At 61.5% G+C, this 25,491-nt stretch carries 25 protein-coding genes; 18 read left to right on the top strand and 7 right to left on the bottom strand.

Translation table 11 applies throughout. From position 1 onward, the window contains the following. Positions 1-20: 20 nt before the first annotated feature. Complete coding sequence (locus tag KG698_RS09935) at positions 21-872, bottom strand: molybdopterin guanine dinucleotide synthesis (protein WP_213685416.1); 852 nt, start codon at positions 870-872, stop codon at positions 21-23. A 114-nt stretch (positions 873-986) separates the two neighbouring features. Here KG698_RS09935 and KG698_RS09930 point away from each other — a divergent pair, with 114 nt between their 5' ends. The 4 genes from KG698_RS09930 (at position 987) to KG698_RS09915 (ending at position 4,103) form a co-directional block, all read left to right on the top strand. Beyond that, entirely contained in the window at positions 987-1,694 is a 708-nt protein-coding gene (locus tag KG698_RS09930; RefSeq protein WP_213685415.1) for an AzlC family ABC transporter permease, read from the top strand. Next, the gene (locus KG698_RS09925) at positions 1,691-2,020 is read left to right on the top strand and encodes an AzlD domain-containing protein (protein ID WP_367114071.1); all 330 of its coding nucleotides are present in this window, start codon (positions 1,691-1,693) and stop codon (positions 2,018-2,020) included. The genes KG698_RS09930 and KG698_RS09925 overlap by 4 nt, the downstream gene beginning before the upstream one ends. Positions 2,021-2,124: 104 nt before the next feature. After that, a complete protein-coding gene (locus KG698_RS09920; RefSeq protein WP_213685414.1) occupies positions 2,125-3,171 on the top strand; it encodes a sodium-dependent bicarbonate transport family permease in 1,047 nt (348 codons plus the stop codon). Positions 3,172-3,218: 47 nt separating this feature from the next. Then, the gene (locus tag KG698_RS09915; RefSeq protein WP_213685413.1) at positions 3,219-4,103 is read left to right on the top strand and encodes a LysR family transcriptional regulator; all 885 of its coding nucleotides are present in this window, start codon (positions 3,219-3,221) and stop codon (positions 4,101-4,103) included. Here the strand turns inward: KG698_RS09915 and KG698_RS09910 are convergent. Beyond that, a complete protein-coding gene (locus KG698_RS09910; RefSeq protein ID WP_213685412.1) occupies positions 4,093-4,923 on the bottom strand; it encodes a prephenate dehydratase in 831 nt (276 codons plus the stop codon). The genes KG698_RS09915 and KG698_RS09910 overlap by 11 nt on opposite strands. Positions 4,924-5,027: 104 nt before the next feature. Between KG698_RS09910 and KG698_RS09905 the strand changes: the two genes are divergently transcribed. From KG698_RS09905 to KG698_RS09885, 5 genes are all read left to right on the top strand, one after another. Continuing rightward, on the top strand, positions 5,028-5,546 hold the full coding sequence (locus KG698_RS09905; RefSeq protein ID WP_213685411.1) for a c-type cytochrome: 519 nt from the start codon (positions 5,028-5,030) through the stop codon (positions 5,544-5,546). A 179-nt stretch (positions 5,547-5,725) separates the two neighbouring features. Then, the gene (locus KG698_RS09900) at positions 5,726-7,627 is read left to right on the top strand and encodes an extracellular solute-binding protein (protein ID WP_300983497.1); all 1,902 of its coding nucleotides are present in this window, start codon (positions 5,726-5,728) and stop codon (positions 7,625-7,627) included. A gap of 6 nt (positions 7,628-7,633) precedes the next feature. Further along, the gene (locus tag KG698_RS09895) at positions 7,634-8,788 is read left to right on the top strand and encodes a microcin C ABC transporter permease YejB (RefSeq protein ID WP_213685410.1); all 1,155 of its coding nucleotides are present in this window, start codon (positions 7,634-7,636) and stop codon (positions 8,786-8,788) included. A 7-nt stretch (positions 8,789-8,795) separates the two neighbouring features. Next, the gene (locus KG698_RS09890) at positions 8,796-9,962 is read left to right on the top strand and encodes an ABC transporter permease (RefSeq protein ID WP_213685543.1); all 1,167 of its coding nucleotides are present in this window, start codon (positions 8,796-8,798) and stop codon (positions 9,960-9,962) included. A gap of 22 nt (positions 9,963-9,984) precedes the next feature. Next, positions 9,985-11,565: an ABC transporter ATP-binding protein gene (locus KG698_RS09885; protein ID WP_213685409.1), complete on the top strand. Its 1,581-nt coding sequence runs from the start codon at positions 9,985-9,987 to the stop codon at positions 11,563-11,565. 53 nt (positions 11,566-11,618) lie between these two features. On the opposite strand, the gene hemN is transcribed toward KG698_RS09885, so the two are convergent. Continuing rightward, positions 11,619-12,974: an oxygen-independent coproporphyrinogen III oxidase gene (hemN, locus tag KG698_RS09880; RefSeq protein ID WP_213685408.1), complete on the bottom strand. Its 1,356-nt coding sequence runs from the start codon at positions 12,972-12,974 to the stop codon at positions 11,619-11,621. A gap of 102 nt (positions 12,975-13,076) precedes the next feature. Here hemN and fnrL point away from each other — a divergent pair, with 102 nt between their 5' ends. After that, complete coding sequence (gene fnrL, locus KG698_RS09875) at positions 13,077-13,820, top strand: transcriptional regulator FnrL (protein ID WP_213685407.1); 744 nt, start codon at positions 13,077-13,079, stop codon at positions 13,818-13,820. 42 nt (positions 13,821-13,862) lie between these two features. Here fnrL and KG698_RS09870 read toward each other — a convergent pair whose 3' ends face one another. Further along, a complete protein-coding gene (locus tag KG698_RS09870) occupies positions 13,863-14,687 on the bottom strand; it encodes a transglutaminase-like domain-containing protein (RefSeq protein ID WP_213685406.1) in 825 nt (274 codons plus the stop codon). Positions 14,688-14,802: 115 nt separating this feature from the next. Continuing rightward, positions 14,803-15,642 carry a universal stress protein gene (locus tag KG698_RS09865; protein WP_213685405.1) on the bottom strand — a complete coding sequence of 280 codons (840 nt, stop codon included), beginning with the start codon at positions 15,640-15,642 and terminating at the stop codon, positions 14,803-14,805. Between the two features lie 199 nt (positions 15,643-15,841). On the opposite strand from KG698_RS09865, the gene ccoN reads away from it, so the two are divergent. From ccoN to ccoS, 8 genes are all read left to right on the top strand, one after another. Next, positions 15,842-17,443 (top strand): cytochrome-c oxidase, cbb3-type subunit I, encoded by a 1,602-nt coding sequence (ccoN, locus tag KG698_RS09860; RefSeq protein ID WP_213685404.1) that lies wholly within the window; start codon positions 15,842-15,844, stop codon positions 17,441-17,443. A gap of 14 nt (positions 17,444-17,457) precedes the next feature. Beyond that, positions 17,458-18,186 carry a cytochrome-c oxidase, cbb3-type subunit II gene (gene ccoO / locus KG698_RS09855; RefSeq protein WP_213685403.1) on the top strand — a complete coding sequence of 243 codons (729 nt, stop codon included), beginning with the start codon at positions 17,458-17,460 and terminating at the stop codon, positions 18,184-18,186. Between the two features lie 12 nt (positions 18,187-18,198). Beyond that, a complete protein-coding gene (locus KG698_RS09850) occupies positions 18,199-18,417 on the top strand; it encodes a cbb3-type cytochrome c oxidase subunit 3 (RefSeq protein ID WP_213685402.1) in 219 nt (72 codons plus the stop codon). Continuing rightward, positions 18,414-19,328 carry a cytochrome-c oxidase, cbb3-type subunit III gene (gene ccoP, locus KG698_RS09845; RefSeq protein WP_213685401.1) on the top strand — a complete coding sequence of 305 codons (915 nt, stop codon included), beginning with the start codon at positions 18,414-18,416 and terminating at the stop codon, positions 19,326-19,328. The genes KG698_RS09850 and ccoP overlap by 4 nt, the downstream gene beginning before the upstream one ends. A 275-nt stretch (positions 19,329-19,603) precedes the next feature. Then, positions 19,604-21,025, top strand: a complete 1,422-nt coding sequence (gene ccoG / locus KG698_RS09840) for a cytochrome c oxidase accessory protein CcoG (protein WP_213685400.1) — start codon at positions 19,604-19,606, stop codon at positions 21,023-21,025. Continuing rightward, entirely contained in the window at positions 21,022-21,507 is a 486-nt protein-coding gene (locus KG698_RS09835) for a FixH family protein (protein WP_213685399.1), read from the top strand. The genes ccoG and KG698_RS09835 overlap by 4 nt, the downstream gene beginning before the upstream one ends. 6 nt (positions 21,508-21,513) lie before the next feature. Further along, entirely contained in the window at positions 21,514-23,697 is a 2,184-nt protein-coding gene (locus KG698_RS09830) for a heavy metal translocating P-type ATPase (RefSeq protein WP_300983489.1), read from the top strand. 7 nt (positions 23,698-23,704) lie between these two features. After that, positions 23,705-23,863, top strand: coding sequence for a cbb3-type cytochrome oxidase assembly protein CcoS (gene ccoS / locus KG698_RS09825; RefSeq protein WP_213685398.1), 159 nt, complete (start codon positions 23,705-23,707; stop codon positions 23,861-23,863). Here ccoS and KG698_RS09820 read toward each other — a convergent pair whose 3' ends face one another. Then, complete coding sequence (locus KG698_RS09820) at positions 23,864-24,742, bottom strand: DMT family transporter (RefSeq protein WP_213685397.1); 879 nt, start codon at positions 24,740-24,742, stop codon at positions 23,864-23,866. Next, on the bottom strand, positions 24,739-25,407 hold the full coding sequence (mnmD, locus tag KG698_RS09815) for a tRNA (5-methylaminomethyl-2-thiouridine)(34)-methyltransferase MnmD (protein WP_213685396.1): 669 nt from the start codon (positions 25,405-25,407) through the stop codon (positions 24,739-24,741). Before mnmD ends, KG698_RS09820 begins: the two co-directional genes overlap by 4 nt. Positions 25,408-25,491: the final 84 nt, after the last annotated feature.

Genomic DNA, 25,491 nt, shown 5'->3' with positions numbered 1-25,491 from the left:
AAAACCCGGGTTTTCCGCCCCTAGCCCAAGGCAGCGATCATCTCATCGGCGTGACCTAGCCCGGCAATCCAGCCCTCGATGCGATCACCTTCGCGCAGCATGGCATCCAGCCTGTCGGGCGGTAGCGCGGCAAAGGCTTGGGCCAAGACGCGCACCTGTGCGGCGTCGGGGATTTCGCCGGGGCGTTGGCGGCGCTTGATCTCGGCTGACAGGATCGAAGGGTAAACCTCCGCCAAAAGGATCGGGGCCGGGCGATCCTCAAACGGACGCACCGCCAGCGCCGCGCCGAAATGTTGCTTGAGCGCGTGCAGCCGTGGCAGGCCCACAAGCGTCTGGCTTGCGACAGCGCCATTGCCGAAAAGCTGAAAACAGGTGCTCGCCCCTTTCGCCACCATCTCGACCTGCCGCCGCTCGGCGAAGGGAAAGCCCAGATGGGGCGGTTTGCGAAAGGGTACATGGGTGGGGGTCTTGCCCGTGGGGTGCGACCAGAACGGCCCCGGCGCGTCAAAGCGGGCGTTGATCTGATCCGCGACATCGAGGCGGTTATTGGCATTGCGCGCGTCATCCGTGACCGCTGCGGCCAACCATTCCCAAACCGCAAAGGGGTCGTCCTGCCCGGTCAGCGCCGTGGCAAAACCCGCCGGATAGGCGAAAGGAAAATCGAAACCCGCGAGCACCCGCCGCCCTTCGGCAAGTGCGGCCTGAAACCGCGCTGTCAGATGCTCTGTCGCCGCGTCGCGGGTCCGGCAATAGGTGACATGTCCCTCGCGCCCCGTATGCTCGGCCACGAAGATTGCGTCCTTGGTCGGGCGCGCAGGCGAAGGGGCAGAGCGGGCCGACCAATCGACCATGATCACGGTATCAATGCGCATCGCCGCTCCCTTTCCGATCTGACGGGTGACTTTTGCATCGCGCAGCGCTGAATTGCATCCCCCCGGCACCTCGCCTATGGCTATCGCCAGAGAGACCGGAACCTAACCCATCCCATGACTGCATCCACCCCCAGAACCGCTTATTGGCGCGGCTTTCGCGCGGCGCTGCCGTTCACCATCGTGGTCGGTCCCTTTGGGCTGTTGTTCGGCGTTGTCGGCACCGAGGCGGGGCTTGATGTGGCCCAAGTCATGGGCTTTACCGTACTGGTCATTGCGGGTGCGTCGCAATTCACGGCGCTGCAACTGATGCAAGACAATGCGCCAACGCTGATCGTTATCGCCTCGGCCTTGGCGATCAACCTGCGCATGGCGATGTATTCGGCCTCTTTCGCGCCGCATCTGGGGCGCGCGCCGCTGTGGCAGCGGGCGCTGATCGCTTATATGAATGTCGATCAGACCTATGCCCTGTCCCATGCCGATTACGAGGCGGCCCCAAGCCAAAGCACGGCGGCCAAAGCCGCGTATTTCTTTGGCGCGTCCACCCCCATCATTCCGGTCTGGATCGGCGCATCGGCGCTGGGCATCGTGGTGGGCGAGGCGATCCCGCCTGCGCTTGCGCTCGATTTCGCGGTGCCGATCACCTTTATCGCGCTGATTACGCCTGCCTTGCGCACATTGGCCCATGTCGCGGCGGCGGTGACATCCATCGTGATGGCGATCTTACTCAGCTTTTTGCCGTGGAATCTCTGGCTGCTTCTTGCTGGTCTGATCGCGATGATGGTCGGGGCCGAGGTCGAGCGCCGGATGGGGACGCGGCCGTGAACTATACGATGACCGAGATCTGGATCATCATTCTGGCGCTGGGTGCGGGCACCTTTGTGATCCGTTTTTCGTTTCTGGGCATCTTGGGCAACCGGGCCTTGCCCCTTTGGCTGCTCAGGCACCTGCGCTATACGGCGGTGGGTATCTTGCCCGCGATGGTCACGCCCTTGGTGCTTTGGCCCGAGGCAACGGGCGGTCAGATGGACCCAAGTCGCATCGCAGCCGCCAGCTTGGCGCTTGCCGTCGGGCTTTGGACCAAGAACGCGATCTGGGCGATTGTCGTGGGCATGGCCACCCTTTGGGGGATCGGCTGGTTGATGGGCTGATCGTTCGATAATTCAGAACGAAAAGCGCATAAGCTGTATTTTTATTTCAGGCTTTCACACGGCATATCCCCCGACAAGTTTGGGTGCTTGTTGGGGATTGGGCCATGGACATGCTGTTTGACATCACCGCGACGCTGGTCGCGCAGCTGCAAAAGCCGACGCTGGCTTTTCTGATCGGCGGCATGATGCTGGCAGCGATGGGCAGCAAGCTCTCGGTGCCCGCGCCGGTCTATCAATTCATCGTGTTGGTCTTGCTGCTGAAGGTGGGGCTTGGCGCTGGCATTTCGGTGCGCGAGGCTGATCTGATCGCGCTGGCCGTGCCCGCGATTGCGGCTGCATTGGTGGGCGTGGCCATCGTGCTGCTTGGGTCGCGCACATTGGCGCGGACGCGCGGTGTTTCCCGAATGGATGGGATGGCGACCGCGGGGCTTTTCGGTGCTGTCTCGGCCTCGACGCTTGCGGCGGGGATGGTCATGCTGGACGCCGAAGGCATTGCTTACGAGGGGTTTATCGGCGCGCTTTACCCCTTCATGGATATCGCGGCGCTGGTCACGGCGATCTTGCTGGCGCGGATGAGTGCGGCGCGCGCCGCTGTCGCCATGCCGGTTGGCGGGGGGGCGGCCACAGTCACGATGGGCGGTGCGCATGGCGACGGGATCGTGCGCGAGATCTTGACCGACACGCTCAAAAGCCCGGCCATCTCGGCCCTACTTTTGGGCTTGGCCATCGGCCTGTTGGGCAGGCCGGAACAGGTCTACGCCAGCTTTTACGAACCGCTTTTCCGGGGACTTTTGTCGATCCTGATGCTGATCATGGGGATGGAGGCTTGGGCGCGTCTGGGTGAGATGCGCAAAGTCGCGCATGCCTATGTCTTTTACGGGATCGCGGGGCCGCTTGCGCATGGCTTGCTGGGTTTTGGTGCGGGGCTTGTCGCCCATCACCTGACCGGGTTTTCGGCGGGCGGCGTGGTGCTTTTGGCGGTGATGGCGGCGTCAAGTTCCGACATCTCTGGCCCGCCCACCTTGCGCGCGGCCCTGCCCGAGGCGAACCCAAGCGCTTATGTCGGCACATCGACCGGGATCGGCACGCCGGTGGCGATCTTGTCCATCCCGCTATGGATCGCGCTGGCGGATTGGGTGATCGGAATTTGATCTGATTTATCTTTCAATCAGCGTGGATCGTTCTATTTTACAGCATCATGGATCGGCTGAATTACCACCATCTGCGCTATTTCCGCGAGGTCGCGCGCGAGGGGCATCTGACCCGCGCGGCCGAACGGCTGAACCTGTCGCAATCGGCGCTGTCGGCGCAGATCCGGCAGCTTGAGGAACGGCTTGGGCATGCGCTTTTTGCGCGGCGCGGGCGGCAGTTGATCTTGACCGAGGCTGGGCGCATCGCGCTGGATCACGCCGAGCGGATCTTTGGCGCAGGCGAAGAATTACTGAGCGTTCTGGGCGATGGCGCGGGGCGGGCGCGCCCTTTGCGCATCGGCGCGCTATCCACGTTGTCGCGCAATTTTCAGCTTCAGTTTCTGCGGCCTGTTCTGGCGGCTGATCCCGATGCTGTGCCATTGGCGCTGGTCTCGGGCTCGGCGGCTGTGTTGCTGCCGCGTTTGGCGGGTTTGGCACTTGATGTGGTCTTGTCGACCGAACCGCATGACGCCATGGCCTATCCGGGTTTGCATGCCCGCCATATTGCCGCCCAGCCCGTGGCTTTGGTGGGTCGTGCAAGCCGGATTGCGGGGCGCAGCGCCGATTGGCTTTTGGCCAATCAACCGGTGATCTTGCCCACCGAAAGCTCGATCCGGACGGGGTTTGATGCTTACTGCGCGCGCACTGGGATCACCCCCACCATCGTGGCCGAGGTTGACGACATGGCGATGGTGCGCCTGTTGGCGCGTCAGGATGTGGGCGTGGCCCTCGCCCCCCGCGTGGTGCTGGAGGACGAGATCGCCGCTGGCATGATCATGCAAGCACCGGGCGATCTTGGCATCGTCGAGCGGTTTTACGCCATCACCGCCGCGCGCGATTTCCCCCATCCCGCCATGGCACGCCTGTTCGCGGCGGGCGCGGTCAATCCCTGACCGATGCGGCGGGGTAGGTGCCGAGGATCTTCAGGAAGCTGGTGAAATAGGCCAGTTCCTCAAGCGCCAGCTTGACGTTGTCATCCTCGGGGTGGCCCTCGATATCGGCATAGAATTGCGTCGCGGTGAACGAGCCATCGACCATATAGCTTTCCAGCTTGGTCATGTTCACGCCATTGGTCGCAAACCCACCCATCGCCTTGTAAAGAGCGGCCGGAATATTGCGGACGCGGAAGACGAAAGTGGTCATCATGTGATCGGAGCGCCGCGCCAGATCGGGTTCGCGCGCCATGATCAAGAACCGCGTCGTGTTGGTGTCGCTGTCTTCGATATGTCGGGCCAGCACATCCAGACCATAAATCTCGCCCGCCAATTCCGAGGCAAGCGCGGCCTTGCTTGGCTCACCCCATGCCGCCACATCGCGCGCGGCGCGGGCATTATCGGGGCTGACCTGTCCCTTGATCCCATGTTTGCGCAAAAAGCCCGCGCATTGGGGCAAAAGCACAAGATGCGACCAAGCATCGGTCACATCGCCCAGTTTTGCGCCCTTTACCCCAAGCAGGTTGATGTGAACCCGCACGAAAGCCTCGTCCACGATATGCAACCCCGAGGAGGGCAGCAGTCGGTGAATATCGGCCACGCGGCCATAGGTGGTGTTTTCCACGGGCAACATGGCTTGCACGGCTTGCCCCGATTGCACGGCGGCGATGGCATCTTCGAAAGTGGCGCAAGGCAGCGCCTCCATGCCGGGGCGTGCATCATGAATGGCCTGATGCGAATAGGCGCCGGGCTCTCCTTGAAATGCGATGCGCTCGCTCATGACAAACCTTTCGATGGGGGCGTTTCGTCGCGCTCCCTACACCTTGCCATGTGTTGGTGAAACCCCATAGATACGCGGGAAATTGCGAGACGGATGGGAAAACCATGTTCGACACCATGACCATCACCAAGGCTTTCGCCTCTGTATGCGGCGCATTGCTGGTGCTTTTGTTGGGCGGCTGGGCCGCTGAGAGCCTGTACAATATCGAAAAGCACGGTGACGATCACGTCGCGGGCTATGCCATCCTCGTCGACGATGGCGGCGAAGAAGAGGTCGTCGAAGAGGTGATCGAGGTCGCCTTTGCCGATGTCTATGCCGTCGCCGATGCGTCAGCGGGTGAGCGTCTTTGGCGTCAATGCGGTGCTTGCCACCAGCTGAACCCCGGTGCCAATGGCGTTGGCCCCTATCTGCATGGTGTCGTAGGCCGGGCAAAGGGTGCGGCCGCAGGGTTCAACTATTCCGCCACGCTTGCGGGGCTCGGTGGTGATTGGACACCGGAAAACCTGTCCGGCTTCTTGGAAAACCCCCGTGGCTACGCGCCCGGCACCTCCATGTCCTACAACGGCATGCGCGAAGTTGAAGATCGTGCAAACCTGATCGCCTATCTTGCGACCTTCCAGTAAGGTCGCATCATCGGATCAGGGAAGGGGCCGCCGATCTGGGCGGCCTTTTTCGTTTTGCGCCTGCGGCTGGGGCGCGCGATCACGCAATCTCAACTTGAACCGAGATGGCACTGGTCACTAACGTGATCCGACCCAAATATACCACAAGCACAACCATGCGATTTTGTCCGGAGATCCAGATGACCGAACACCATGCAGCCGCTTTTTCGATTTGCCGCGCCATGTCGGTTCCCTTGATTGCCGCCTTGGCCTTGACGCTGGGCAGCCCGCGCGCCGATGCGCAGCAAGATGGTTTGATCACGACCCATGCGGTGGCAACCTTTGGCATCGCCGATCTGACCTATCCGGCTGACTTCGCGCATCTGGCTTATGTGAACCCTGACGCGCCAAAGGGTGGTGAAATGTCGATGAGCTGGTCAAGCGGCGGTGGCAGCTTTGATTCGCTGCATCCCTACACCAATCAGGGCAATCCGGCAGTTCTGGCCTCGATCTTTTTTGAATCGATGCTGGAGGGGACATCGGACACCATCGGTGAAAGCTATTGCCTCTTGTGCGAGACAATCGCCTATCCCGAGGATCGCAGCTATGTGATCTTTACCCTGCGCGCGGGGGCGCAGTTTTCCGATGGCAGCCCCGTCACCGCCGATGATGTGCTGTTCTCCTACGAGATTTTGCGCGACGAGGGGCTGCCGAGTTTTCGGGCCAGCATCCCCCTGACCCTTGCGAGTGCCGAAGTTCTGGACGACCGGCGCATCCGTTTCGATTTCAACCCCGACAGCCAGCTCCGCGGCCGGATCGAGGCGGCGGGCGGTTTGCCGGTGTTCAGCCGCGCCAGCCATGAGGCCAGCGGCCTGCCCTTTTCGGATAGCCGACTGACACCGCTGACGGGTTCCGGCCCCTATGTGGTGGGCGAGGTCGATCCGGGCCGCTCGACCGTCTTTGTGCGCAATCCCGACTACTGGGGGCGCGATCTGCCGATCAATCAGGGGCGGCATAATTTCGACCGTATTCGCGTGGAATACTACGCCGACGCCATCGCCGCCTTCGAGGGGTTCACCGCCGGAAACTACCTGTTCCGTCAGGAAAACAGTTCGCAAAACTGGGCCAATAGCTACAATTTCCCGCGTCTGACCGACGGCATCGTCATTCGCGAAGAAATACCCCAAGGGGTGATCGCAAGCGGCCAAAGCTTTATCTTCAACCTGCGGCGCGAAAAGTTCCAAGATCCCCGCGTGCGCGAGGCCATCGCGCTGATGTTCAACTTTGAATGGACAAACCAAACGCTGTTCTACGGGCTTTACGCGCCAATCGACAGTTTTTGGGAAAACACCCATCTTGAGGCGACGGGCATCTTGTCGGGCGCAGAGCTTGCCGTGCTCGAGCCGTTTCGCGGACGTTTGCCCGATGAGGTCTTTACCGATGCGCCTTTTGCGACCCCACCATCGGATGTCGCGCGGACCTTTGACCGCGCGCAGGCCCGCCGCGCCGCCGCATTGTTGGAGGCCGCAGGTTGGACACCCGGCGCAGACGGGCTTTTGCGCAATGCGGCTGGCCAAACGCTCGCGGTTGAATTTCTCAATGCCTCACCGCTGTTTGACCGCATCATCAACCCCTATGTCGAGAATTTGCGCGCCATCGGCATCGATGCGCGGCTGACGCGGGTGGATGGGGCGCAGATGAACCAACGCCAGCGCGACGCCGATTTTGACATGCTGACCGGCAATTTCCCGATGGGCTATGAACCGGGAAGCGGCTTGCGCCAATATTTCGGCTCACTTGGTGCCGACGAATCGTTGTTCAACGTCGCGGGACTTGCCGATCCGGTGATTGATGAATTGCTGGAAAGCGTGATCCGCGCCGAAACCCGCGAAGAGATGGAAACAGCGACCCGCGCGCTTGACCGGGTGTTGCGCGCGTACCGTATCCGCGTGCCGCAATGGTTCAACCAGAACGTCTGGGCCGCCTATTACAATCACTACCGCTACCCCGAGGAATTGCCGCCCTATGGCATCGGCTTCCTTGATTTCTGGTGGGTCGACCCCGCAGCCGAACAGGCGCTGCGCGATCAAGGTGTGCTGTAACAGCATATGGGCGCTTATATCCTCAGACGCGTATTGCTCATGATCCCCACATTGTTGGGGATCATGGTGATCAATTTCGCGCTGACGCAATTCGTGCCGGGCGGACCCATCGAACAGGTTATCGCCCAGCTTGAGGGCGATGGTGATGTCTTTGCAGGCATCTCGGGCGGCGGGTCCGAGACGATGGGCGCAAACGAGATCGAGAGTGTGGGTTATGAAGGCGCGCGTGGCCTTCCGCCGCAGTTCCTTGATGAATTACGCGTGCAGTTCAACTTTGCCCGCATCGTCTGTGCCGAGGGGTTCACCGGCACACCCAATCTGCGTAATGACCAATGTGCTGCCGAAGAAATCCCCGGTTTGGAACGTTTCGGCCTGATGATATGGGATTACGTCCGCTTCGATTTCGGCGAAAGCTATTTCCGCTCGATCTCGGTCATTGATCTGGTGATCGAGAAATTGCCCGTCTCGATCACGCTTGGCCTTTGGTCGACGCTGATCGCCTATCTGATCTCGATCCCCTTGGGCATTGCCAAGGCAACGCGCGATGGCACCAAATTCGACACATGGACAAGCGGTGTGATCATCGTCGCCTATGCGATCCCCGGCTTTCTTTTCGCGATCATGCTTTTGGTGTTGTTCGCAGGGGGGCGGTATTTCCAGATCTTCCCGCTGCGCGGCCTGACCTCGGACGGGTGGGCGGAAATGAGCCTGATCCAGCAGATCGGGGATTATTTCTGGCACATTACCTTGCCGGTCTTGGCCTCGACCATCTCGGCCTTTGCGACGCTGACGTTGTTGACCAAGAACAGCTTTCTCGATGAAATCCGCAAGCAATACGTCATGACCGCGCGCGCCAAGGGGCTGAAAGAATCCCGCGTGCTTTACGGCCATGTCTTCCGCAACGCGATGCTGATCGTAATCGCGGGCTTTCCCGCGGTGTTCGTGGGCGTGTTTTTCGGTGGTTCGCTGATTATCGAGACGATCTTTAGCCTTGATGGTTTGGGCAGGCTGGCCTTTGAGGCGGCGGTTAGCCGCGATTACCCGGTGATTTTCGGCACGCTCTTTGTCTTTGGGCTGATCGGGCTCTTCGTGAATATCTTGTCCGACCTGATGTATGTCTGGATCGATCCGCGCATCGATTTCGACACGCGCGAGACATAAGATGGTGATGCCTGTTCCCAGCCCGGCACAAATCACAGCGGCAGAGTTGCCGCCGCCCCGGCGTGGCTGGCTGTCGCCGCTCAACCGCCGCCGGTGGCAGAATTTCAAGGCCAACCGCCGTGCCTTTTGGTCTTTGATGATCTTTGCGGTGCTTTACGGGCTCAGCCTGTTTGCGGAATTCATCGCCAATGACCGCCCCATCTTGGTGCGGTATCAAGGCAGCTATTACACGCCGATCTTCAACTTCTACCCCGAGACCGAATTCGGCGGCGATTTCCGGACCGAGGCCGTTTACCGCGATGTCGAGGTGCAATGCCTGATCATTTCGGGCGGGCTGGAGGATTGCTGGGACGATCCCGCAGATGTGATCGAGATTGTGCAGGCGACGGGCAGTTTCAACGGCGAGACCGTCGCGCAAGGCTGGCTGCTTTGGCCGCTCATTCCCTATAGCTACAACACGGTCAACGATATCGGCCGCGCCGCGCCATCGCCGCCGGATGCCAACCACTGGCTTGGCACCGATGACACCGCGCGCGATGTGCTGGCGCGGGTGATCTATGGGTTCCGGCTGTCGGTCAGCTTTGCGCTTGTGGTGACATTCCTCACCTCGGTCATCGGGATCGCGGCAGGTGCGGCACAGGGGTTTTATGGCGGCTGGCTTGATCTGATCTTTCAGCGGGTGATCGAGATCTGGAACTCGACCCCCAGCCTATACATCATCATCATCATCTCTGCGATTTTCGTGATGGATTTCTGGCTGTTGGTGTTTTTGATGGTGCTCTTTGGCTGGACAGGGCTTGTGGGCGTTGTGCGTGCCGAATTCCTACGCGCGCGCAATTTCGAATATGTCCGCGCCGCCCGCGCGCTGGGGGTGTCGAACGGCACGATCATGTTCCGCCATGTGCTACCCAATGCGATGGTGGCCACGCTGACCTTTTTGCCCTTTATCGTCACGGGCACCATCGGTGGTCTGGCCAGCCTTGATTTCTTGGGCTTCGGGCTGCCGTCGTCGGCGCCTAGCCTTGGCGAGATGACGCTGCAGGCCAAGAACAATTTGCAGGCCACGTGGCTGGCCTTCACCGCGTTTTTCGCCTTTGCGATCATGCTTTCGCTTTTGGTCTTCATCTTCGAAGGGGTGCGCGACGCCTTTGATCCCAGAAAGACGTTTAGATGACGCAAACCTGTGGTTTGACACGATGAGCGTTCTCAAGGTCGAAAACCTGTCCGTCAGCTTTGGCGCGACGCAAGCCGTGCGCGGCGTCAGCTTCGCTGTGGGGCCGGGTGAGACGGTCGCGTTGGTCGGTGAAAGCGGATCGGGCAAATCGGTCACGGCCTTGTCGACCGTGGCGCTGGTGCCCGGCGCCACGGCCATCACCGGGTCTGTCACCTATGACGGGCAAGAGATGGTTGGCGCGGACGACACGACCCTTCGCCGGATTAGGGGCAATGACATCAGCTTTATCTTCCAAGAGCCGATGACATCGCTCAATCCGCTTCACACGCTGGAAAAGCAGATCACCGAAAGCTTGAGCCTGCACCAAGGGCTGCATGGTGCGGCGGCGCGCGACCGCGTGATCGAATTGTTGCACCAAGTCGGTATCCGCGACCCCGAAACCCGGCTTTCGGCCTATCCGCATCAGCTATCGGGCGGGCAGCGCCAGCGCGTTATGATCGCCATGGCGCTGGCCAACGGGCCGAAACTCCTGATCGCGGATGAACCGACCACCGCGCTTGATGTGACCATACAGGCGCAGATCCTTGATCTTTTGGCCGATCTCAAGCGCGACATGGGGATGAGCCTTTTGTTCATCACCCATGACCTGACCATCGTGCGGCGCATCGCCGATCGGGTTTGCGTGATGCAAAACGGCGAAATCGTCGAACAGGGGCCGACCGCCGCGATCTTTGCTGACCCCAAGCATCCTTATACAAGAAAACTCCTCGCGGCCGAGGCCAAGGGCACCCCTGAGCCTGTCGCGGAAAACGCGCCCGAGATCGTGACCACCACCGATCTGCGCGTTTGGTTCCCGATCACGCGCGGGCTGATGCGGCGGACGGTCGGCCACATCAAGGCGGTCAATGCCGCAACGATCAGCGTGCGCGCAGGCGAGACCTTGGGCATCGTGGGCGAAAGCGGATCGGGCAAGACGACGCTGGCCTTGGCCATCATGCGGCTGATTGGATCGCAAGGGCCGATCATCTTCATGGGCCGCGATGTGCAGGGGCTTCATTCGCGCGAGTTGCGACCGCTCAGGCGCGATATGCAGATCGTGTTCCAAGACCCTTACGGAAGCCTCAGCCCCCGCATGACCGTGGAACAGATCGTCTCGGAAGGGTTGGCCGTGCATGGGGTGGCGCGCGATGACCGGCGCGCGCAAGTGGCCGCGATACTCGCCGAGGTGGGGCTAGACCCCGCGATGATGGACCGCTATCCGCATGAGTTTTCGGGCGGCCAGCGCCAGCGCATCGCGATTGCGCGCGCCATGATCTTGCATCCCAAGCTGGTGGTGCTGGATGAACCGACAAGCGCGCTTGATATGACGGTGCAGGTGCAGATCGTCGATTTGTTGCGCCGTTTGCAACAGCGCTACGGCATTGCCTATCTCTTTATCAGTCACGACCTAAAGGTGGTGCGCGCGCTCAGCCATAAGGTGATCGTGATGCGCAATGGCGATATGGTCGAGGCGGGTGAAACCGCCGCCCTCTTTGCGCAACCCCAAACCGATTACACCCGCGAATTGATGCGCGCGGCCTTTGGCGAGAGCGGCGCGGCCTGAGCGCTTAGAGCCTGTTGCGGTGAATACAGCGGGCTGATCAAACGCGACACGCTCTAGATCGCCGAGGAATGCCCGTCCGCCCGCATCTCGTAGGCGTCAAAGGCGCGTGCAATCATCCGTGTCAGTGCGCGCCCTTCGGGATGGATTTTCAGCCCATGCCCCGCAAGGCGCAGCATGCCGGGGAATTGCTGCGCGGCCGCGCTGAACATCGCGCCAAGCCTGTCGGGGGTGATGTCGAAATCACGCAAGATCGCCGCGCCATCAATGCGAAAATCGCACATCAGCATTTCGATCATCCGCGCCCGAAGCCGATCCTCGCCTTTGAAAATATGGCCGCGTGCGGTCGCCATCTCGCCCATGCGCACCGCCCTTTGATAAGCAGCGGTCGAGCTGGCGTTTTGCGCGAAACCTTGCGGCAGCCGCGAAATGGCCGAAGCACCAAGCCCGATCAGCACATCGCAGGTATCGTCGGTATAGCCTTGGAAATTGCGTCGCAAATGCCCGGTTTTGGCCGCGCGGGCCATGCTGTCACCGGGCTTGGCGAAATGGTCGATCCCGATCTCGGCATAGCCATCCCAGATGAACAGCTTGCGCGCGGTCTCGAAGAGCGCCAAGCGCGCCTCGGGCGAGGGGAGCGCCTCGGTCGGGATCAAGGCTTGGCGCTTGGCCATCCAAGGCACATGGGCATAGCCGTAAAGCGCCACCCGGTCGGGGCTGAGCGACAAGAGCATCTGCACCGAATCCGAGAGCCGCGCCTGTGACTGTTCGGGTAAGCCGAACAAGATATCGGCGTTGAGCGACGCAATCCCCGCCGCGCGCAACCCTTCGATGGCGGCGCGCGTGACCTCGTAGGATTGCACACGCCCGATGATCTGTTGGATATCGGGATCGAAATCTTGCACCCCGATGGAGGCGCGGTTCATCCCGGCCCTGGCCAAGGCGTCGATACGGGGCGCATCGATCTCATTTGGGTCAATCTCGACCGAGAACTCGGCATTCGGCGCAAAGCTGAAAGCCCTGCGCAGTGTTCGGGCCAGATCATGCATCGACGCCGCTGACAAAAGCGTGGGCGTGCCACCCCCCCAATGCAGTCGTGCGACCGTGACACCCCTTGGCAGCGCGCGGCTTACAAGCGCGATCTCTTGCTTCAACGTGGCCAGATAGGCCGCGATGGGCGCATCCGAGCGCACACCTTGGGTGCGGCATGCGCAGAACCAACACAACCTGCGGCAGAAAGGCACATGAAGGTAAAGCGAGATCTGCGCGCCCGGCGCGATATCGCCCAACCAGTCAAGAAATACAGGCCCCGTAACATCGTCGGAGAATTTGGTGGCCGGTGGATAACTCGTATAACGCGGGACTTTCGCGTCGAACAAGCCCAGTTGGCGAAGTTGATTGACATGCTCCATTGCAGTAGGACTAAGGCAATGGCGCGCCGTTTGACCTTGATCTGGATCAAGCATGCACTGGCCGGGTGACAGTTTTTTGCCAGCGGCTTGGAGGGTAAGGATATGAGCCAAAGGCACATTACATTCCCGCAACGCGAATGCGCGGATTGCCCGATCCGCCACAGGGCGGTGTGCGCGCGCTGTGAGACCGATGAGCTCGAACAGCTCGAGGCGATCAAATATTATCGCAATTACGAGGCCGGCCAGACCATCATCTGGGCCGGTGACAAGATGGATTTCGTGGCCTCGGTCGTGCATGGGGTGGCCGCCCTTACCCAGACGATGGAGGATGGCCGCCGCCAAATGGTGGGGCTTTTGCTGCCTTCCGATTTCCTCGGTCGTCCCAATCGCGACCGCGCCGCTTATGACGTCACCGCCACAACCGATCTGCAACTATGCTGTTTCCGGCGCTTGCCCTTTCAACAGATGCTCAGCTCCACCCCCCATGTCAGCCAACGTTTGCTTGAGATGACGCTCGACGAACTTGATGCAGCGCGCGAATGGATGTTGCTGTTGGGCCGCAAGACCGCGCGCGAAAAGATCGCAAGCTTTCTGTCGATCATCGCCCGCCGCGATGCAGCACAGCACACACCCCGCCCCGGTGGCGCGGTAGCCTTTGATCTGCCGCTCACGCGCGAGGCGATGGCCGACTACCTTGGCCTGACGCTCGAGACCGTCAGCCGCCAGATGTCGGCCCTCAAGAATGACGGCGTCATCAAGCTTGACGGCAAGCGCCACATCATCGTGCCAGACTTCGCCGCCTTGATGGACGAGACAGGCGATGATGCCGATGGCGGCGTCTACTAACCTGCCGGACCGCGCGCACCCGTGTCGCCGGATGGTCCTCGCTCAGTCGCGGGACAGCGTGACGATGGGCGGCGCACCCCAGATCGTGCTGCCATCCGCCAACACCCAGTTCGGGCGCGACGGGATCGGGAGGTGGATATCCAGACCATTCCAGCGGTAGATATGATCCCGGCCATGCGCGAGTGTGACCCGCAGGCCCGGAACGGGGTTCAGCGCTGCATGCACATCCGCGCGCCCCGCCTTTTTGAAATGGGCGATATCCCAATCCTCGATCAGGCCCTCGTGCCGCGTGCGCACCCAGCAGTGCATGCCCGCCGCGATGCCGTTGGGATCGTCGTCAAAGAAATAGCAGGTGAGATAGGCTGTGTCGTATCCCGCCGTGCGCAGCGCTGCGACCAGATAGGTGTTGATGTCGATGCAATTGCCAACCGCGCAGGCCACAGCCGGGATAGCGTCGTGCCCCGTATACCAACGGTCTGGCCCGTCGATTGTGCCATAGGTGAAGCGCGCGGCCGTATCGAGGATGATCGCCTCCAACCCGCGCCGCCCGCCCCCGGCGTTCTGCGCGATGCGCCGCGCGTCCTGCGTGAGATCCTCTGCCGCGCGGCGGTGGGCGGTGGGTTCCGGGTGCCAGGCCGCATCGGCAATGGTTCCCGGCCGGTCAGTGAAAACATGGCGCAGCCGTGCGGTCGCGTCAGGATGAGGCGGGGTGAGCAGTGCGGCAAGCTGCCCGCTGCGTGCCTCGCCCAAGATGTGTGTCCCCCATCCCTCCGGCAAGTCGACCCGTTCGAGGCGCTGGAACTCGGTGTCGATCCCTAAGGGAACGATCAGCGCCACCGCGTCATGGTCGCGGGCAGTGTCCGTCATCTCGACGGTGACATGGGCAAGCTGCATCGGTGTCCATCACAACTGTATTTCCGGTTATGTCGCGATAACCCGAGCAGGTGACGGTTCGATGACGACGAGCCAGCATCGCTTGCGCTTAATGCGCCATGAAGACCGGCACCTCGGCGTGTTCCAGCATGTTGCGCGTGGCACCACCCAAGATCGCCTCGCGAAAGCGCGAATGGCCATAAGCGCCCATCACCAACAGATCGGCGTCGGTATCGGCGATGTGGCGCGCGATCATCTCTGAGACGCGCGGCAAGGTCTGCGCGATGATCGAGACCGAAACCTTCACACCATGACGCGCAAGCATGCGCGACAGCTCTGCGCCGGGATCGGCGACATCGGGGCTGTGGCGTTCGGGCGCGATGATGCAGATATCGACCGCAGTCGCGGCTTTGAGCAAGGGCAAGGCATGGCGCACAGCGGTCATGGCCTCGGGCGATTCGTTCCATGCGATCACGACCCGTTCGGGTGTCGCTGTCAGTGCTGTTTGATCGGCCAGAATAAGGACCGGCACATTGCCGTGAAACATCGCCGATTCCGCGATCACGGGTGCATCGGCATATTGGTCTTTGCCGTAAGGTTTGGGCAAGATCACCAAATCGGCAAAGCGCGCACGGCGCGCCACCAACCCCGAGATCGAGGCCGATTGCGCCACCATGCCTTCAACCCCCCAAGAGATCGCGCTGCGCGCGAGGATCTGGCGCGCCTCGGCCTCGATGGTCTGGGCCTCGGATTGCGCATGAATGATCGTCTCTTCATGCATCAAGGCGGTCGCGCCGGCAAAGTAATAGCCGGTCTGGGTGCGGTCGATGCCAAGGCACAGCACCTCTAGATGCGCGCCGCTGCCCTCGGCAAAGGCCACTGCTGCGTTCAGCACGGCGGCGTTCTCGTTGGGTTCGGTCAGGATGGTCAGGATCGATTTATAGGCCACGGTTCCCTCCTTGGTCGGCTTGGTCACCCGTCTAGACCGAGACCGCGCGCCGCACCTTGACCTGCATCAAGCAATTCGCTGGGCGGATTTGACATGGATCAAGGCCAGCCGCCGCCCCTTGGGGGATGTGGTGTGCAGATGGAACAGCACCGGACGCCTTGCAACTGGGCGGATACGGTGCAGCACGAAGGGACGATCAATGCTTGATTATGTAAAGCTGCTGATCTTGGGCCTTGTGGCGGTTGGTGCCGCCATCGCGGCCAATTACGCGCGCGATGCGGCCTATCTGGTTCATGCGCTTTTGATCATGGGTGCGGCCGCGATTACATTCGTGGTCGTGCTGCGCCAAACGGACGAGAGGCGCAAACCCGTCTCGGCCAATGAATATATGGATGGTCCGGTCAAGGCCGCCGCGATTGCCACCGCCTTTTGGGGTGTTGTTGGCTTTTTGGCTGGCACCTTTATCGCCTTTCAGCTGGCCTATCCGGTGCTCAATTTCGACTGGGCGCAGGGGTATCTGAATTTCGGGCGGCTGCGGCCCTTGCACACCTCGGCGGTGATTTTCGCCTTTGGTGGCAATGCACTGATCGCGGCGAGTTTCTACATCGTGCAGCGCACCAGCGCCGTGCGGCTTTGGGGGGGCAACACCGCATGGTTCGTGTTCTGGGGCTATCAGCTGTTCATCGTCATGGCCGCGACCGGCTATCTTTTGGGATCGACCCAAGGGTTAGAATATGCCGAACCTGAATGGTTGACCGATCTGTGGCTGACCATTGTTTGGGTCGCGTTCCTTGCGGTTTTTATGGGTACGCTGCTGAATCGCAAAGAACCGCACATCTACGTCGCCAACTGGTTCTTGTTGTCCTTCATCGTCACGGTGGCGATGCTGCATGTGGTCAACAACCTGCAGGTGCCGGTGTCGCTCTTTGGCTCGCGCTCGGTGCCGGTGATGGCCGGTGTACAAAGCGCCATGACGCAATGGTGGTATGGCCATAACGCGGTGGGTTTCTTCCTGACCGCCGGCTTCTTGGGCATGATGTATTACTTCATCCCCAAACAGGCCGAGCGCCCGGTTTACAGCTACAAGCTGTCGATCATCCACTTCTGGGCACTGATCTTTCTTTATATCTGGGCCGGTCCTCATCACCTGCACTACACGGCACTGCCTGATTGGGCCTCGACCCTTGGGATGGTGTTCTCGATCGTTTTGTGGATGCCCTCATGGGGCGGCATGATCAACGGCTTGATGACGCTGTCGGGTGCATGGGACAAGCTGCGCACCGATCCGGTTCTGCGCATGATGGTCACCTCGGTCGCCTTCTACGGCATGTCGACCTTTGAGGGGCCGATGATGTCGATCCGCGCGGTGAATTCGCTGTCGCATTACACCGACTGGACCATCGGCCATGTCCATTCCGGCGCGCTGGGCTGGAACGGGATGATCACTTTCGGGATGCTTTACTACCTGTTCCCCAAGCTTTGGAACAAAGAGCGGCTCTATTCCTTGCGCGCCGTCAGCTGGCACTACTGGCTCGCCACCATCGGGATCGTTCTTTACGCGGCATCCATGTGGGTGACTGGCATCATGGAAGGGCTGATGTGGCGTGAAGTGGATGCCCAAGGGTTCCTCGTGAACTCCTTCGCCGACACCGTCGCCGCCAAGTTCCCGATGTATGTGGTGCGCGGCTTGGGTGGGGTTCTCTACCTTGCCGGTGCGCTGATCATGGCTTGGAACCTTTACATGACCGTCCGCAAGGCCGCCGTCCGCCGTGACGCAGCCTTTGCGACGCCTGCCGAATAAGGAGGGACCACAAGATGGCACTTGAAGGTCACAAGAAGATTGAAACCAACGCCACCCTCCTTTTGACGCTCAGCTTTCTGGTCGTCACCGTAGGGGGCATCGTCGAGATCGCGCCGCTCTTTTATCTCGAGAACACCATCGAAGATGTCGACGGCATGCGCCCCTATGCGCCGCTGGAACTGGCGGGGCGCGAAATCTACATCCGCGAGGGCTGTTATGTCTGTCATAGCCAGATGATCCGCCCGATGCGGGACGAGGTGGAGCGTTATGGCCACTACAGCCTTGCGGCTGAAAGCCAGTATGACCACCCGTTCCAATGGGGCTCGAAACGCACCGGGCCTGATCTGGCGCGGGTGGGCGGGCGCTATTCCGATGGCTGGCATGTGGACCATTTCACCGACCCGCAATCGGTCGTGCCGGAATCGGTCATGCCCTCTTATGCCTATCTTTCCGATACCGTGTTGCAACCCAGCTATATCGTCGATCTGATGCGAACCCACCGCTTGGTCGGTGTGCCTTATACCGACGAGATGCTGGAAAACGCGCGGGCGGATTTCATCCAGCAAGCCACCGATTTCGGTGATCCCGGCGTGGTCGCGCGCTACCCCGGCGCGCAGCAACGCGATTTCGACGGGCAGCCCGAAGTGACCGAGATGGATGCGCTGATCGCCTATATGCAGATGCTCGGCACGCTGGTCGATTTCTCGACCTTTTCGCCTGAGCAAGCTGTTGCAAGCCGGTAAGGGGGCAGATCGATGGAAGATACCTATACGATCCTTCAGATCATCGCCCGCAGCTGGGGCGCGCTGTTCATGCTTGTGGTCTTTCTGGGCGTGATCGTTTTCACGCTGCGCCCCGGTAGTCGCCGGTTGCACAGCGATATCGCGAATATCCCGTTTCGCCATGATGACCGCCCCGCGCCCGAAGATGCGGCGCAGGCCAAGACCCGTCAGTTCAAGGAGGCGCGGCAATGAGCGACCACCACACGCCCCATCCCGAAGAGCAAAAGCTTTTGCCGGGTGATCCCGATACGACCGGCCATAGCTGGGACGGGATCAAGGAATTCAACAACCCGCTGCCGCGCTGGTGGCTTTGGACGTTTTACGCAACCATCGTCTGGGCGGTGATCTATACTGTGCTTTACCCGGCTTGGCCCTTGGTCAACGGGGCCACGCCCGGTCTGTTGGGCTTTTCCACCCGCGCCAATGTGGCCGAGGATATCGCGCGCTTCGACGCGATGAACGCCGATATCCGCACCCGCATCACAGAGGTAGAATTGGCGTCCATCACCCCCGATGCCAATCCCGATCTCTATAACTACGCCATCCAAGGCGGGGCCGCACTTTACGCCACATGGTGTTCGCAATGCCACGGCTCGGGTGCGGCAGGGGTTCAGGCGTCAGGCTATCCCAACCTGCTGGATGATGACTGGCTTTGGGGCGGTTCGATTGATGAGATTCACTATACGATCAGCCACGGCATCCGAAACGAGGATGATCTGGCTGCCCGCTATTCCGAGATGACCGCCTTTGAGGGGCTGTTGTCGGATGACGAGATCGCCGCCGTGGTGCAATATGTGCGCAATATCTCGGGGCAGTCAGCCGACGCGGTTTTGGCTGCTGCGGGCGAGGGGGTCTATCTCGACAATTGCGCGGCTTGCCATCTTGATGACGGCACGGGCGACCGGTTTCTGGGTGCGCCGAACCTGACCGATGCGATCTGGCTTTATGGCGGCACGCCCGAAGCGATCGAGCATACCGTGCGCTATTCCCGCTTTGGCATCATGCCGCCATGGTCTGCCGAAGCGTCGAGTGCAGGGCGCTTGTCCGAAGATCAGATCCGCGCGCTTGCGGTCTATGTCCACGCTTTGGGTGGCGGCGAGTAAGCCGCCCAAGGCCAAGCTTCCGCCGACCTCTCCCGGTTGGCGGAAAGGCACCGGTCCCGGTCCTGTTCGCGCGTTTCCTGCGGGACCGGTGCCAAACCATCGCCCGCCCTGCCATCCGCTTGGGATGCGCGGGGCGGTGCCTTTTCGGGCTGGATGATTGACATGATCAATTTCCGCCATCCACGCCGGGTTTGATCCAAGTCAAAGTGACCGCATCCCGCAGGCCCTAGAAAGCAATGGCGCAGGACTACGATCTATCCGGGAGACATCCGTCAATGAGCACCACCGAAGAGCCGCAAAAGCTCTATGCCGCGCGTGAACCCGTCTTTCCCAAGCGGGTTTACGGCTATTTCCGCAATCTGAAATGGGCGGTGCTGATCATCACGCTGGGCATTTATTACATCACCCCGTGGATCAGGTGGGACCGTGGCCCGGCGCTGCCTGATCAGGCGGTGCTGCTCGATCTGGCCAACCGGCGCTTCTTTTTCTTCTGGATCGAGATTTGGCCGCATGAGTTTTACTTTGTCGCGGGTCTGTTGATCATGGCGGGGCTGGGGCTGTTTTTGTTCACCTCGGCGCTTGGCCGCGTCTGGTGCGGCTATTCCTGCCCGCAGACTGTCTGGACCGATCTGTTCTTTACCGTCGAACGCTGGATCGAGGGGGACCGCAACGCGCGGCTGCGGCTGTGGAACGGCAAATGGGATTTCCGCAAATGGCGGCTCAGGCTGAGTAAGTGGACCGTTTGGCTCGTGATTTCCGTGGCGACGGGCGGGGCTTGGGTTTTCTATTTCGCCGATGCGCCGACGCTGTTGGTTGATCTTTTCACTGGGCAGGCGGCCTTTGTCGCCTATGCGACTGTCGCGCTCCTGACCGCGACGACCTTTGTCTTTGGCGGCTTCATGCGCGAACAGGTCTGCATCTACATGTGCCCTTGGCCGCGTATTCAGGCCGCGATGATGGATGAACATTCCATCACGGTCGCCTATCGCGATTGGCGGGGAGAGCCGCGCGCAAAGGGCAAAGAGCGCGATGGTGCGGGCGATTGCATCGATTGCAACGCCTGCGTCAATGTCTGCCCCACGGGCATCGACATTCGCGATGGCCAACAGCTTGAATGCATCACCTGCGCGCTGTGCATCGATGCTTGCGACGACATCATGGCCAAGGTGGGTAAACCGCGCGGGCTGATCGACTACATGGCCCTGACAGACGAGGCGAACGAGCGCGCGGGCAAGCCCAAGGTTTCGGTCTGGAAGCATATCTTCCGGCTGCGCACGATCATCTACACAGCTTTGTGGTCGGGTATCGGGATCGGGCTGGTCTTTTTGTTGTTCGTGCGCGCCGATATCGACATGACGGTCGCACCCGTGCGCAATCCGCAATTCGTGACGCTGTCGGATGGCTCGATCCGCAACACCTATGATGTGCGTATCCGCAACATGTCGCATGATGACAGCGACTTCGCGATTTCGTTGGTCTCGGACGCCCCGCTCGAGGTGACGCTTGAGGGGCAGCCGGGCCAAAGCGTCAATGTGGCCCTGAACTCCACCCATTTGCAGCGCGTCTATGTCACCGCCCCCGCAGGCAGCGCCCCCGCACTGGCCGAGCGCACCGATTTCCGCCTGTGGGTCGAGGACGAGGCCACCACCCATCGCGCGTTTCGCGACACCACCTTTTTCGGGAGGGCAACCCAATGAGCGACGTTACACCCACAACCGACACCGGCCGCAAGCTGACGGGCCGCCATGTGCTGGCGATCTTCGTCATGGGCTTTGGCCTGATCTTCGGGGTGAATTTCTTCATGGCCTATAGCGCTGTGTCGACCTTTCCCGGCATGGAGGTCTCGTCCAGCTATGCCGATAGCCAAAGCTTCGATCTGCGCCGCGATGCGCAAGAGGCGCTGGGCTGGCAGGCAAGCGTCACCGTGCCGGGCGATGGAACGCTGGTCTTGCATCTTTTGGACCGCGACGGCGCGCTGGTGGCCCCTGCCGAATTGACCGCGCTTTTGACCCGGCCCACCAACCAGCTTGACGATCAAACCTTGGTGCTGCGGCGGGAAAACGGCGCTTTCGTCGCGCCGGTCGCCTTGTCGGATGGGCAATGGCGGCTGCGCCTGACCGGCGTGGCGCGCGACGGGACCGAATACCGCCACAACATCACCTTTCGCTATGCCGAGTGACCGATCTTGACCGCCACCTTTGAGCATATCCGCCCCTCGGCCTGTCCGGCCTGCAATGTCGCCCCTGCGGCAGAGCATTTGGCGGAGCTGCCCAAAGAGGCGGCGCTGATGCTGTCGCTGCCCGGCATCCATTGCGCGGGCTGCATCTCGGGGGTGGAGCGCGCGCTTTTGGCCGTGCCGGGCGTGACAGAGGCGCGGGTGAACTTGACGCTGCGCCGCGCCGCGGTGCAGGCCGGGCAAGCGGTCAGCGCCGAGATGCTTTGCACCGCCTTGGCGCGCGCGGGCTACGAGGCGCATGAGCTTGATCCGGGCGTGCTGGCCACCACGACCGCCGACCGTCAGGGCCGCGATTTGCTGATGCGGCTGGCCGTCGCCTTTTTCGCGATGATGAATGTCATGCTCTTGTCAGTCGCTGTCTGGTCGGGGGCCGATGGCGTAACGCGCGATATGATGCATTGGATCAGCGCGGCCATCGCCATTCCCGCCGTGATTTTTTCGGGCCGCCCATTCTATGCCTCTGCTTGGGGTGCGCTCAGGGCATGGCGGCTGAACATGGATGTGCCGATCACGCTGGCCATCGTGCTGGCGGTCGGCACCTCGCTTTACGAGACGATGCATTCGGGCCATCACGCCTATTTCGATGCGGCTATCGCGCTTTGCACCTTTCTTTTGGCGGGGCGCTACCTTGATCACCGCACCCGCGCCTCGGCCCGCTCGGCGGCACAGGAATTGGCCGCGCTAGAGGTGCCGCGCGCTTTGCGCATCACGGATGGGGCCGAGGAAACCGTCGCCGTCGCCGATCTACGCGTGGGCGATGTGGTGCGTGTAAAACCCGGTGGGCGCATCCCCGTCGATGGCCGCGTTCTCAGCGGCCAATCCGAGATTGACCGCAGCTTGATGACCGGCGAAAGCCTACCCGCCTTTGCCGGTGAGGGGACATTGGTCAGCGCGGGCGAGGTGAATTTGACCGGGCCGCTCAGCATCACCGTCACGGCAGCAGGCCAAGATACCGCGCTGCACCGCATCGCCGATCTGGTCGCCGTGGCCGAGGCGGGGCGCGGCAATTACACCTCGCTCGCCGATCAAGCGGCCAAGCTTTACGCACCGGGGGTGCATATCTTGTCGGTTCTGGCGGCGGTGGGCTGGTGGCTTTACACGCAGGATTTGCGCATCGCGCTGAATATCGCGGCAGCCGTGCTGATCATCACCTGCCCCTGCGCGCTGGGCCTTGCCGTGCCTGCCGTGACCACCGCCGCCTCGGGGCGGCTGTTTCGCAAAGGGCTGTTGATCAAGAACGGCACGGCGCTGGAACGTCTGGCCGAGGTCGACACGGTCGTCTTTGACAAAACCGGCACGCTGACCACTGGCGCGCCAACACCGCTGACGTTGGCGGATCTGACGGGGGATGGCGCGCGCGTGGCCTTGGCCCTCGCGCAAGCTTCGGCCCATCCGCTGTCGCAAAGCCTTGCGCGGGCGCTATCGGCGCGCGGCACCCGGCCCGCCCATGTCACCGACCTGGCCGAAGTGCCGGGCTTTGGCGTGCAAGGGATATGGCAAGGTCAGCTTGTGCGCCTTGGCCGCGCGGCATGGGTGGGGGCCGAGGCCACGGGCGATACGGCAAGTTTCCTGTCGCTGGGCGATGGCGCGCCCATGGCCATTCCCTTCGCCGACAGCCTGCGCGAAGGGGCGGCCGATCTGGTCGCCGCGCTGCAGGCCCAAGGCAAGCGCGTGATCTTGGTCTCGGGCGACACAGAGGCCGCCGTGACACGCTTTGCCCAAACCATCGGCATCACCGAAGTAACCGCCGAGGCGCTGCCGCAAGACAAGGCCGCGCTGGTGGCCGATCTGGCGGCCCAAGGGGCCAAGGTCTTGATGGTGGGTGACGGGCTGAACGATACCGCAGCCTTGGCAGGCGCTCATGTCTCGATCTCGCCTGCCTCGGCGCTTGATGCGGCGCGCAGTGCCTCTGACATGGTGTTGATGGGCAAAAGCCTTGCGCCGATTGCCGATGCGATGCGCACCGCCACCTCGGCGCGCGCGCGTATCCGCGAGAATTTCACCATCGCCACGGTCTATAACGTGTTGGCCGTGCCCTTGGCGGTGGCAGGGCTATGCTCACCGCTGATCGCGGCATTGGCGATGTCGTCATCCTCGATTACGGTGGGGTTGAACGCCCTTAGGCTGAGGTGAGACCGCGATGGATGTGCTTGGTCTTTTGATCCCCGTCAGCCTGTTTCTGGGCGCTGTGGGCTTGGTGGCCTTTTGGTGGATGCTCCGCCGGGGGCAGTTCGACGATCCCGATGGCGATGCCCATCGCATCTTGCGCGATGATTACGACGACCATCCCAAGCTCTAGTCAGCGGCCCGTCTTTTCCTTGGCCCTTGTCCGCATCAGCGTGAAGATACCCGCGCTCACCACCAGCACCGCGCCCAAGGCGACATTCCACTCCAAGCTTTCGCCAAAGACCGTGATGCCCAGCGTCGCGGCAAAGACCAGTTGCAGATAGGCGAAGGGCTGCACGGCACTTGCCTCGGCCACATCATAGGTCTTGATCAACAACCAATGACCCAGCGCGCCGGTGACGCAGAGAACCGCCATCCATGCCCAATCGCTCCCTTGCATCGGTTCCCAGAACCAGATGCCGATGGCGGTCATGACCACGGCCCCAACGGTGCCAGTGTAAAAGAAGCTGGTCGCCGCCGAATCCTTGCGGGCGGCATAGCGCGTCATCAACCCGTAAAGCGCGAACATGAAGGCCGAGGCCAGCGGCACAAGCGCCTCGATCTGGAAGACCCGGAACCCCGGTTGCAAAATGATCAAGACGCCGACAAAGCCCACACCAATCGCCGTCCAACGCCGCCAGCCGACTTTCTCGCCAAGGATCGGCCCCGAAAGGGCCGCGATCAACAGCGGGTAGCTGGTAAAGATTGCATGGCTTTCGACCAACCCCAGCATGACAAAGGCCAAGACCATCACGCAGATCTCGGTCGCCAAAAGCACACCGCGAAAGATCTGCACACCCGGTTGGCTCGTCGCCGCCGCAGCCTTCAGGCCACCGGCCTTGCGCGCGGCCACGGCCATGACGAAGGCGGCAAAGAACCAATAGCGGATCATCACCACCATCAGCACGTTGTATTCGCCCGCAAGATGCCGGCTGATCCCGTCTTGCATGGCAAAAACAAAGGTCGTCGCCACCATCAGCCAAATGCCGAGCTTGGTGTTTTGCGCCGTCATGAAAGCACCCCTTGGGTCATATGCCGCTTGCGCCCATATCCGGGGATGCGGGTGACGGTAAAGCCCGCCTCAGCCAGCGCCGCACGCACCGCGCCCGCCGCCGAATAGGTTGCACATGTGCCGCCCGGCGCGGTGTGGTGCGCCACTTGGGCCAAAAGGGCAGGTTCCCATAATTCGGGGTTCCGTGCTGGCGCGAACCCATCAAGAAACCACGCATCCGCGCGCCCATCCCATGCAGGCAGCGTGGCACGCGCATCGCCAAAGATAATCTGGGCCGATAGCTGCGCGGTGGTGATCTTGCCATCCCCCGCAAGGGCTGTGGCGATCAGGTCAATGTAAGGCACGGCCCCCGCAAACTGCGCAAGCGCTAGGCGCAGATCTTCACCTGCCAGTGGAAAGGCCTCGAAACTGGTGAAATGCAGCCTGCCTTGCTGGCCTGATCCTTCCCATGCAAGGGCTGCGGCGATCAGGTTCAGGCCGGTGCCAAAGCCAAGCTCGGCGATATGAAAGCCGGGCTTGAACCGCGCGGGCAGGGCGTTGCCGGTCAAAAACACATGGCGTGTTTCCTCCAACCCGTTCTCGAGCGAAAAGAACGGGTCATCGAATTGGCGCGACACCGGCACATTGCCGTTGCGCCAGTCGATCTGATGTCTTGGCTGGTCCATGCCCTACGGCTCGTCTAATCCTGCGGATAAGCGGCGCACAAGATGTGGCGCGCCCGCGCGGGCCGACACTGCGGCAAGGATAAA

The organism is Roseicyclus sp. (assembly GCF_018402035.1).
Classification (GTDB): Bacteria; Pseudomonadota; Alphaproteobacteria; order Rhodobacterales; family Rhodobacteraceae; genus Roseicyclus.
The sequence above is the reverse complement of the archived record's forward strand: the minus strand, read 5'-3'. Positions and strand labels throughout refer to the sequence as shown.

What these genes read in the sequence shown, in the direction of transcription:
- ccoS (WP_213685398.1), top strand. Translation starts at nt 23,705, where the DNA reads ATGGATGTGCTTGGTCTTTTGATCCCCGTCAGCCTGTTTCTGGGCGCT.
- ccoO (WP_213685403.1), top strand. Translation starts at nt 17,458, where the DNA reads ATGGCACTTGAAGGTCACAAGAAGATTGAAACCAACGCCACCCTCCTT.
- KG698_RS09835 (WP_213685399.1), top strand. Translation starts at nt 21,022, where the DNA reads ATGAGCGACGTTACACCCACAACCGACACCGGCCGCAAGCTGACGGGC.
- KG698_RS09885 (WP_213685409.1), top strand. Translation starts at nt 9,985, where the DNA reads ATGAGCGTTCTCAAGGTCGAAAACCTGTCCGTCAGCTTTGGCGCGACG.
- fnrL (WP_213685407.1), top strand. Translation starts at nt 13,077, where the DNA reads ATGAGCCAAAGGCACATTACATTCCCGCAACGCGAATGCGCGGATTGC.
- KG698_RS09870 (WP_213685406.1), bottom strand. Translation starts at nt 14,687, where the DNA reads ATGACGGACACTGCCCGCGACCATGACGCGGTGGCGCTGATCGTTCCC.
- KG698_RS09890 (WP_213685543.1), top strand. Translation starts at nt 8,796, where the DNA reads ATGCCTGTTCCCAGCCCGGCACAAATCACAGCGGCAGAGTTGCCGCCG.
- KG698_RS09850 (WP_213685402.1), top strand. Translation starts at nt 18,199, where the DNA reads ATGGAAGATACCTATACGATCCTTCAGATCATCGCCCGCAGCTGGGGC.
- ccoN (WP_213685404.1), top strand. Translation starts at nt 15,842, where the DNA reads ATGCTTGATTATGTAAAGCTGCTGATCTTGGGCCTTGTGGCGGTTGGT.
- KG698_RS09935 (WP_213685416.1), bottom strand. Translation starts at nt 872, where the DNA reads ATGCGCATTGATACCGTGATCATGGTCGATTGGTCGGCCCGCTCTGCC.
- hemN (WP_213685408.1), bottom strand. Translation starts at nt 12,974, where the DNA reads ATGGAGCATGTCAATCAACTTCGCCAACTGGGCTTGTTCGACGCGAAA.
- KG698_RS09900 (WP_300983497.1), top strand. Translation starts at nt 5,726, where the DNA reads ATGACCGAACACCATGCAGCCGCTTTTTCGATTTGCCGCGCCATGTCG.
- ccoP (WP_213685401.1), top strand. Translation starts at nt 18,414, where the DNA reads ATGAGCGACCACCACACGCCCCATCCCGAAGAGCAAAAGCTTTTGCCG.
- KG698_RS09930 (WP_213685415.1), top strand. Translation starts at nt 987, where the DNA reads ATGACTGCATCCACCCCCAGAACCGCTTATTGGCGCGGCTTTCGCGCG.
- KG698_RS09920 (WP_213685414.1), top strand. Translation starts at nt 2,125, where the DNA reads ATGGACATGCTGTTTGACATCACCGCGACGCTGGTCGCGCAGCTGCAA.
- KG698_RS09820 (WP_213685397.1), bottom strand. Translation starts at nt 24,742, where the DNA reads ATGACGGCGCAAAACACCAAGCTCGGCATTTGGCTGATGGTGGCGACG.
- KG698_RS09910 (WP_213685412.1), bottom strand. Translation starts at nt 4,923, where the DNA reads ATGAGCGAGCGCATCGCATTTCAAGGAGAGCCCGGCGCCTATTCGCAT.
- KG698_RS09905 (WP_213685411.1), top strand. Translation starts at nt 5,028, where the DNA reads ATGTTCGACACCATGACCATCACCAAGGCTTTCGCCTCTGTATGCGGC.
- ccoG (WP_213685400.1), top strand. Translation starts at nt 19,604, where the DNA reads ATGAGCACCACCGAAGAGCCGCAAAAGCTCTATGCCGCGCGTGAACCC.
- KG698_RS09895 (WP_213685410.1), top strand. Translation starts at nt 7,634, where the DNA reads ATGGGCGCTTATATCCTCAGACGCGTATTGCTCATGATCCCCACATTG.
- mnmD (WP_213685396.1), bottom strand. Translation starts at nt 25,407, where the DNA reads ATGGACCAGCCAAGACATCAGATCGACTGGCGCAACGGCAATGTGCCG.
- KG698_RS09915 (WP_213685413.1), top strand. Translation starts at nt 3,219, where the DNA reads ATGGATCGGCTGAATTACCACCATCTGCGCTATTTCCGCGAGGTCGCG.